This is a genomic window from Phocaeicola coprocola DSM 17136, from assembly GCF_000154845.1.
Taxonomy (GTDB): domain Bacteria; phylum Bacteroidota; class Bacteroidia; order Bacteroidales; family Bacteroidaceae; genus Phocaeicola; species Phocaeicola coprocola.
This window is the reverse complement of sequence record NZ_DS981474.1, coordinates 22269-30225: the sequence shown is the minus strand read 5'-3', so window position 1 is coordinate 30225 and position 7957 is coordinate 22269. Positions and strand designations below refer to the sequence as shown.

Annotated in this window: 5 protein-coding genes and 1 rRNA gene; 1 reads left to right on the top strand and 5 read right to left on the bottom strand. The window is 37.9% G+C overall.

Going from position 1 to position 7957, the window contains the following annotated elements:
- Positions 1-867 (bottom strand): 16S ribosomal RNA (locus BACCOP_RS20790); the annotation flags it as partial.
- A gap of 518 nt (positions 868-1385) precedes the next feature.
- Between BACCOP_RS20790 and BACCOP_RS21100 the strand changes: the two genes are divergently transcribed.
- A complete protein-coding gene (locus BACCOP_RS21100) occupies positions 1386-1565 on the top strand; it encodes a hypothetical protein (protein ID WP_040311979.1) in 180 nt (59 codons plus the stop codon).
- Positions 1566-1884: 319 nt separating this feature from the next.
- On the opposite strand, the gene BACCOP_RS09045 is transcribed toward BACCOP_RS21100, so the two are convergent.
- The 4 genes from BACCOP_RS09045 to BACCOP_RS09030 all read right to left on the bottom strand — a co-directional run bounded on the left by BACCOP_RS09045 (position 1885) and on the right by BACCOP_RS09030 (position 7897).
- A complete protein-coding gene (locus BACCOP_RS09045; protein WP_007568478.1) occupies positions 1885-3048 on the bottom strand; it encodes an MFS transporter in 1164 nt (387 codons plus the stop codon).
- 70 nt (positions 3049-3118) lie between these two features.
- A complete protein-coding gene (locus BACCOP_RS09040) occupies positions 3119-5506 on the bottom strand; it encodes a GH92 family glycosyl hydrolase (RefSeq protein ID WP_007568476.1) in 2388 nt (795 codons plus the stop codon).
- 4 nt (positions 5507-5510) lie between these two features.
- Positions 5511-6695 (bottom strand): glycoside hydrolase family 76 protein, encoded by a 1185-nt coding sequence (locus BACCOP_RS09035; RefSeq protein WP_007568474.1) that lies wholly within the window; start codon positions 6693-6695, stop codon positions 5511-5513.
- A complete protein-coding gene (locus tag BACCOP_RS09030) occupies positions 6692-7897 on the bottom strand; it encodes a glycoside hydrolase family 76 protein (RefSeq protein WP_007568472.1) in 1206 nt (401 codons plus the stop codon). Before BACCOP_RS09030 ends, BACCOP_RS09035 begins: the two co-directional genes overlap by 4 nt.
- Positions 7898-7957 lie beyond the last annotated feature (60 nt).

Genomic DNA, 7957 nt, shown 5'->3' with positions numbered 1-7957 from the left:
GCTACAGGTGGGATACTAATGCTCGCTGCGCTGACAGTAATCGCAACAGCGAGTATCATCGTTACCGTGTGGACTACAGGTATCTAATCTGTTTGATACCCACACTTCGAGCATGAACGTCAGTACAGTTAGCAAGCTGCCTTCGCAATCGGGGTCTCGTGATATCTAAGCATTTCACCGCTACACACGAATTCCGCCTGCCTCAACTGCACTCAAGGAAACCAGTATCAACTGCAATTTTACGGTTGAGCCGCAAACTTTCACAACTGACTTAATCTCCCGTCTGCGCTCCCTTTAAACCCAATAAATCCGGATAACGCTCGCATCCTCCGTATTACCGCGGCTGCTGGCACGGAGTTAGCCGATGCTTATTCATACGGTACATACAAAATCCTACACGTAGGAAACTTTATTCCCGTATAAAAGAAGTTTACAATCCGTAGGACCTTCATCCTTCACGCTACTTGGCTGGTTCAGGCTCTCGCCCATTGACCAATATTCCTCACTGCTGCCTCCCGTAGGAGTTTGGACCGTGTCTCAGTTCCAATGTGGGGGACCTTCCTCTCAGAACCCCTATCCATCGCAGGCTAGGTGGGCCGTTACCCCGCCTACTACCTAATGGAACGCATCCCCATCGTTTACCAATAAATCTTTAATGGTGTTATCATGCAATCTCACCATACTATCAGGTATTAATCTTTCTTTCGAAAGGCTATCCCTGAGTAAACGGAAGGTTGGATACGTGTTACTCACCCGTGCGCCGGTCGCCATCAAACTTAGCAAGCTAAGTTCATGCTGCCCCTCGACTTGCATGTGTTAAGCCTGTAGCTAGCGTTCATCCTGAGCCAGGATCAAACTCTTCATTGTAAAATATCTTTTCACTCTTGCGAGTACTTTATCTCTGTTCAGGTGACCGAATATTTCTTGATTATTTAATCAGATTGACGGTTTTATCACTTCATCACGGATACACATTATATATATATATCACATGACTACTGCTTGTACTACATTTCGTTTGTTTATCTAAAGTCTTTCAAAGAACTATCTCTTATTTCTAAGCTTCCGTTTGTTAGCGAAAGCGTTTGCAAAGGTAAGAGGTTTTTTCTTAACCACCAAATTTTTTCGAAGTTTTTTTCGAAAAAATTTTCCAGCGGTCAGAAACCGGAACCGCAAGCCCTTCTCGCTCCCTTAGCACCGCTAAGGTAAGATACAAGGCAACAACCGAAAAACCGGAAACCTCACGTTCACTCTGTCAATGCTTCAGCGCGTTTCTCTCTCGAAAGCGGGTGCAAAATTACGCACTTTTTTTCAAACTCCAACTTTTACACGACTTTTTTTTGACTTTTCCTGAAAGTTTTTTCGTAAGACACTGGAAAACAGCTATGTTACGCGGCATATTTTTTTACCGGACGCAGAAGGAGGAGGAAAACATGCACAATAATATTTATTGCGCGGGCGGGCGCATGTGCGCGAAGGAAAACACACCGCATTATCCGCAAAAAGCGGCACAATGGAAAAACAACGCCTTCTCTTCATTAAAACAACGGCATGTTTTCACCTAAAATACACCTTCTTTTTTTAAAATTACAGCATATTTTTTTCAGGGTAATGAACAGGCTGATTATCAGCAATGACGGAAATACACAAAGCGGCACTGTTTCTTCACGTAAAAATATACCATTCATGTCCGATGAACATGCTATTTAAGAATCTCGTGGCGCTCTAAACCGGAACTCTATAAATAAACATGATGAGGTTCTCTTGAAAACTTAGAAGGGAGAAGATATTTCCCTTCATAAACAACAATAAAAAAAGGCTCCAATATAAAAAATATCAGAGCCTTAATCTTCATCCCATTTTGCCTATATGGCAAAAATTTAATTAACTAACCTTTTTTACCTTTATCCCAAAAGCACAATACATCAAGTATGCAACACACAGCAAGACAACGAATAATCCTGCCGTAATTCCTCCCAAATCAATTGCAAATCCTAAAATAGGAGTTACAACCCCACCACCGGCAACGGCAGTTATCATCAGACCGGAAATCTGATTCATCTTTGAAGGACATTCTTGAAAAGCCAAGGAATAAATGATAGAGAAAACAGAAGAGGCAAAAAATCCGATTCCACCAATACATAATAAATTCAGTGTAGCACCATCAACAAACATCAAAAGCAATAATGAAGCTGCACATGCAATAATATTTACGCGGAAATAACGTATTCCTGATATTCTTGCCAACAAAAATGTTCCAAGTAATGCTCCAATTGTTCTACTCAAGAAATAAACTTGAGGAGCAAACTTGACTTGTTCGGCGCTCCAATCGTAACGAACTGCCATAAGTTTTGAACTAATATAATTGGTGGCAACATCAACTCCGACAATGAAAAAGATTCCTAAAAACAAAATCAAAATGATTTTATCCTTCAATAAGGAAAACGAATCAGCCATTGAAATGGTTTCCGAAACACTCTGTTCCCGCTTTATAGGTGTGAACATCAACCAAAGTGCAAAAAACAAAGTTATCACCCCCAATATTGGGAAGCAATAATACCAATGTTCAGAGCCAAAACGTAATGTAGCAAATAATACAATTTCCGGACCAACCAAAGAAGAAATAGCCTTAATAACCTGCCCGGCAGTCAAACTGCTTGTAAGCATACGCTGATCCCGTATCACATTATTCAGCAATGGATTAAGAGAAATCTGCAATATGGCATTTCCTATGCCTAACAAGATATAAGCAATGATACAAGTTACACTACTATAAACAATCAACGGCAAAAACATACCGACAATTGTCACCAGCATACTAATGAGTACGGTATTTTTTCGCCCCCATTTATTCATCTTATTCCCAACAGGTATTCCTAGAAAAAGAAACCAGATAAACACCATCGACGGAACGAATCCTGTCATCGTAGACGACCAACCAAAACTTGTCTGCATATAATCGGAAGAAATACCGACTATATCACAAAAGCCCATAACAAAAAAGGCAGCAAGTACTGGAATTACTTTTATTATAGAACTGTTTTTCATAAGTAAATTAATCAGCTTGCATGGCTAATTATGAATAAATTAGCCATGCAAACAACAAATAATAAAATATTTATTTCCCATAATATGGAAGTACATCCTTTCCCCATTCAACATTTGGCGTATTTCCCATTTTTAATTTCAGAGTTCCCCCTTTAAAGAAATCCTCACGATATATCCAACAATCATTTAATGGTTTTCCATTAAACTCGGCAGATTGAATGTAATAAGCATCGGGAGTATTATTCTCTACTTCTATAACAAAAGATTTACCTTTTGCATATTGAGGATTTAATTTAATTTCAACTTTATCAAATAATGGACTTCCTATTTGGAAAGTTGGCTTATCACAGACACCTCCTTGAACATCAAATAACCCCATACCAGCTAATACATACCATGCACCAAGCTGTCCTTGATCCTCATCTTGTCCATATCCATAACCATGTTCACCTGTAACTCCATAAAACTCATCACATATCAAACGCGTCCATTTTTGGGTAAGATAAGGTTTTCCAGAGAAATTGAAAAGCCATGAAATATGAAGATTTGGCTGATTACCATGATTATAAGGACTCTGTAAGCCAGAAAAAGCATAAGTCACTTTTCCACCTCCAAATATAGATTTACGGGCTTCTGTAAATATTGAATCCAAACGATTATTAAACAAATCATTTCCAACACGCTGAATCAAACCCTCTGGATCTTGAGGAACGAAAAAAGTATATTGGACAGCATTTCCTTCCTGAAAGCCTCTCCAAGGTTCCAATGGATTAAAATTATCAATAAATTCACCGCTTTCTACACGGGGACGCACAACCTTAGATTCATCATCAAATAATTTTGCCCACCCAGTAGACAGCTCCATTAAACGTTTATAATCATCTTGTTTTCCTAATACTTTAGCCCATTGAGCAACAGCATAAGCACTGAAACTATACTCTAATGTATGCGAAACAGAAAAAGAGGAGCCTTTGTCATGAGTTCCAAAGAAAACATCGTTATTATAAGGAACATATCCTCTTTCAACAAATTGTCTGACATCCATCTTTCCAGCACCTTCAATACGCCCTTTCCATTCCAGTTCATTTTTCAATGCCGCCTGATAAGCCGTTTCTACATCAAAGTCACGAATGCCGCTGTTATAAGCACCCGCCAGAGCTATACTAACCATATTAGTTCCTACTCCTGACACATATTTACTTGCAGCAATACCATCACCTAACCATCCTGCATCTTTGTACATTATAACCTGACTTTGTACCCAATCATTATAATATTCCGGGTAAGCAATAGCCCAAAGATTTGTCAGATTCCAATATCCTCCCCAAATAGCATCAGTGTTATAATGATTGTACTCAGGGGTACCATCTTGTTTGAGCTTAATCTGTCCGATTGATCCATCATTTTTAGGATAAGCTCCATTGACATCACTAGCTAAGCCTCGTCCCAGCAACGCATGATATAATCCTGTATAAAATTTAATTCGGCTTTCCTCAGTACCGCCAGAAACGACAATACGATTTAATGCATCATTCCATTTTTCCTTAGCTAAAGCTTTTGCCTCGTCAAAACTCAGATTCTCAGCCTCCTTTTCCAAATTTAGCTTAGCATTTTCTATGGATGTATAAGATAGTCCTATTTTAAGATCTATGACCTGATCTTTAGAAGTATCATAATTTAATACCATCATAGCTCCTGCACCCTTTATCTCTGTTTTTTCCATAAGATCTTTACCTCTGAATAAAACATTTACAGAATTGGGAGATTGACTCAGCTTTGCATAAAAATACATAGGCACAGTTGCACCTGCCTGATACTTTTTCACATATTCCGGTTCTGTTACAACATATCCTTCTATAGTAGATTCATCAACCTGCTTAATATAAGCATCTCGTACATTTCCACTTTCTCCTAATCTGTTTCCAATATCCATTATCACATGTGAACTGTCAGACTTAGGGAATGTATACCTTTGAAAACCAACCCTCTCTGTTGCTGTAAGTTCTACCTTTACTTGATAGTCTTTCAATAAAACAGAATAGTATCCGGGCGTTGCATATTCATCCTTCTTATCAAAACGTGAACGATACCCCTCATCAGGTGTTTCCAGTTTACCCGGAATGTTCTTCACTGTACCAACTGTAGGCATTAACAGTATACCTCCAATCTGAAATTCATGCATACAAGGAAATCCATCAATCGATGTATGAGTTTCATCATATCCAACAGCTTCCCATCCCTGTTCATTACCATATGTACCATTAGTAGAAGCCCCCAATTTAGCCATTCCAAAAGGAACGGCAGCCGGAGTATAAAAGAACCAGCGACTATGTACTGTCCCTATATTAGGATGCACATGCTGCGTTAATTCCATTTCCTGAGCAACAGGAGTACGCGAAGCACAAGATGCCAGACACAAAACTCCTATTCCAATACATAATTTTTTTAAAATATTCATATCATTATTTTTTTATTTCACCTTTGATTAAAGCAATGCGAGTATAAAGTTCGACCATACATGATTCATCCAATAACCATTTAGGTTTATCATACTCTTGAGAATTTCCTGTCCAGTCATTATATATTAATCCTGCTTTATCACGAGCATGCTTCCATGCCCAATCGGCAGATTCAATAATAGCATCAATATATTTCGAATTGCCGTTCACCTCATATAACTCCTGATACCCACGGAATAGCACAACAACAAACCAAGGTAAATCCTTTATATAAGGAACTCCATTATCCATATACTTTACATAGAAAGCAAAACTACCTTTTGCCAATCTCTCAGCATCATTCAAATAACGTTTATCACCAGTTGCCTTATACAAACGAACTGCTGATTGAATCATCGTTCCGGTATTATAAGTATAAGCATGTTTTTGTACTTCACCTTTTTCCGTCAACAATGAATTCCAGATAATATGTAAAGAATCATCCTCCAAATGTTCCAGCATCCAGTTATAAAAGCGCTTTCCTTGCTCCAAATACATCGTATCTTTTGTAGCTTCATACAACTTTAATGAAAGAACTGTCGCTTTTCCATTAGAACAAGCAGGCTTTTGGTCTTTATGTCCTTCCAACCATGAAACAGCTCCTCCCCAGTCATTCCACCAGCCACTCATGATAAAAGACATTACTTCCTTCGCTTTATCCAAATAGGCAGAATTTCCTGAAGAAAAATAAGCATCTATATAATCTATTCCAACCAACCCATTATCATCATAATAACGGTCGACCTTTTTAAACTGGACAGGATAGGCTTGATATCCAGCTGGAATACGTTTATCATCATAATATTTTTCTACAGCCATAACCATAGAGTCCTGATAACTGGCATACCTTTCAGGATTATATTCTGCTAAAAGATTGACAGCAGAGAATATTCCACTCATCGGCCATAAATAAGAAGTTTCTTGCGCCTTATGAGTAGAATCTTGAAAATATGTCAAATCCGGTTTATAAGTATTGGGATAATGCTCAGCAAAAAGTCCATATTGAGGTACTCGATACTTACTCCATACATTTTGAAATAATTCTTCAGCCCTATCCATATAAGGCGTTTCTTTTGTTTGTTTCTTATTACATGCAGACAAAAGAAATAATACAGACACAAAAAAAATAGGATATCTCATTATTCTCATAACTGACTATTATAATATAAAGCTAATACTGCATAAGATTCAATTACAGCATCCTGCATCAATAACTGAGATGCTCTTTTAGGATCTTTACCAGTCCAGTCCTCATAAAAGAAGCCTTCCTGAGTACGTGCGTGTTCATATGCATAATTGATATAATTAGCATATACATCTATATACTGTTTTACATTCGGATCATAAGGTGCAATATCAATATAGGCTCTTAATAATTTTGTATTAAACCACGGATCATGATCTGGATACGCTAATCCTATACCATTCACCGAACGAACAAATACGCCATATGCCCCTTGAGCCGATGCTTTTGCCTCATTCAGATAATTTTCATCATTTGTAATCTTGTATAAGCATACACCATTCTGAATCATAACACCTACATTATACGTCCATTTAGTCTTATTGATTGTACCTGAAGCATCTTTACTATTCCAATAACAGTTATCCGTATTATCCCTCAAGTTCGTTTTTATCCACTCATAAAGTTCTTTAGCAAAAGCTAATACTTCTTCTTTGCGTTCTTGAGGACAAACTTCATAATACTTTAAAAGAAACTGCACAGCATAACCATTTGCACAAGCAGGTTTATTAGAACTTTCATTTCCTGCTACATTTTTCAAAGATTCATTCCACCATATGCCTCCTCCGAAAATATCATCTTTCCCTGATTTCAGGAAATCTACAATTTGTCCAGCACGATTAAGATAGGCCTCATCATTTAAACGTTCATAAGCCTCCAACAGACTAATTCCTACAATGGAGTTATCATCGTAAAATCTATCCGCCCTTCCTGCCGTTCCATCAGTGCTAGAACCATATCCAGCCACCTGATGTTGTCCATTGCTTTCCATCCAATAATATGACAAGCCATCTATCAATGTCTTATAATCAACATCATATTCCAAGTCAGTAAGAAATGCAGCTCCGGTAGTCAAACAATTATAAGGCCACAAAAAAGAATAAGTACCATCTCCTGACTGTACCGGGAAATTCTCACGATACAAATTACCTGTCTTATAATATTCTTGGACCAACTCAAAAACTTCATATCCTCTTGCTGCATAATCTACAACTTCTTGAGAAGGAGGAGGCGTTTGAGGACCTGTAGGATTCCACTCTTCAACACCTGTTTCACAGGAGCAAAATAAAGAGAGTGCCAAAGCACTTACATATATAAATCTTTTCATATACTTATCTACTATAATTTATTTTTATATCTCGAAGGATTTATGTAATCCTCCGAGATA

Excerpts from the sequence above, each read along its gene's own strand:
- BACCOP_RS21100 (WP_040311979.1), top strand. The coding sequence starts at position 1,386 with ATGTTACGCGGCATATTTTTTTACCGGACGCAGAAGGAGGAGGAAAAC.
- BACCOP_RS09045 (WP_007568478.1), bottom strand. The coding sequence starts at position 3,048 with ATGAAAAACAGTTCTATAATAAAAGTAATTCCAGTACTTGCTGCCTTT.
- BACCOP_RS09040 (WP_007568476.1), bottom strand. The coding sequence starts at position 5,506 with ATGAATATTTTAAAAAAATTATGTATTGGAATAGGAGTTTTGTGTCTG.
- BACCOP_RS09035 (WP_007568474.1), bottom strand. The coding sequence starts at position 6,695 with ATGAGAATAATGAGATATCCTATTTTTTTTGTGTCTGTATTATTTCTT.
- BACCOP_RS09030 (WP_007568472.1), bottom strand. The coding sequence starts at position 7,897 with ATGAAAAGATTTATATATGTAAGTGCTTTGGCACTCTCTTTATTTTGC.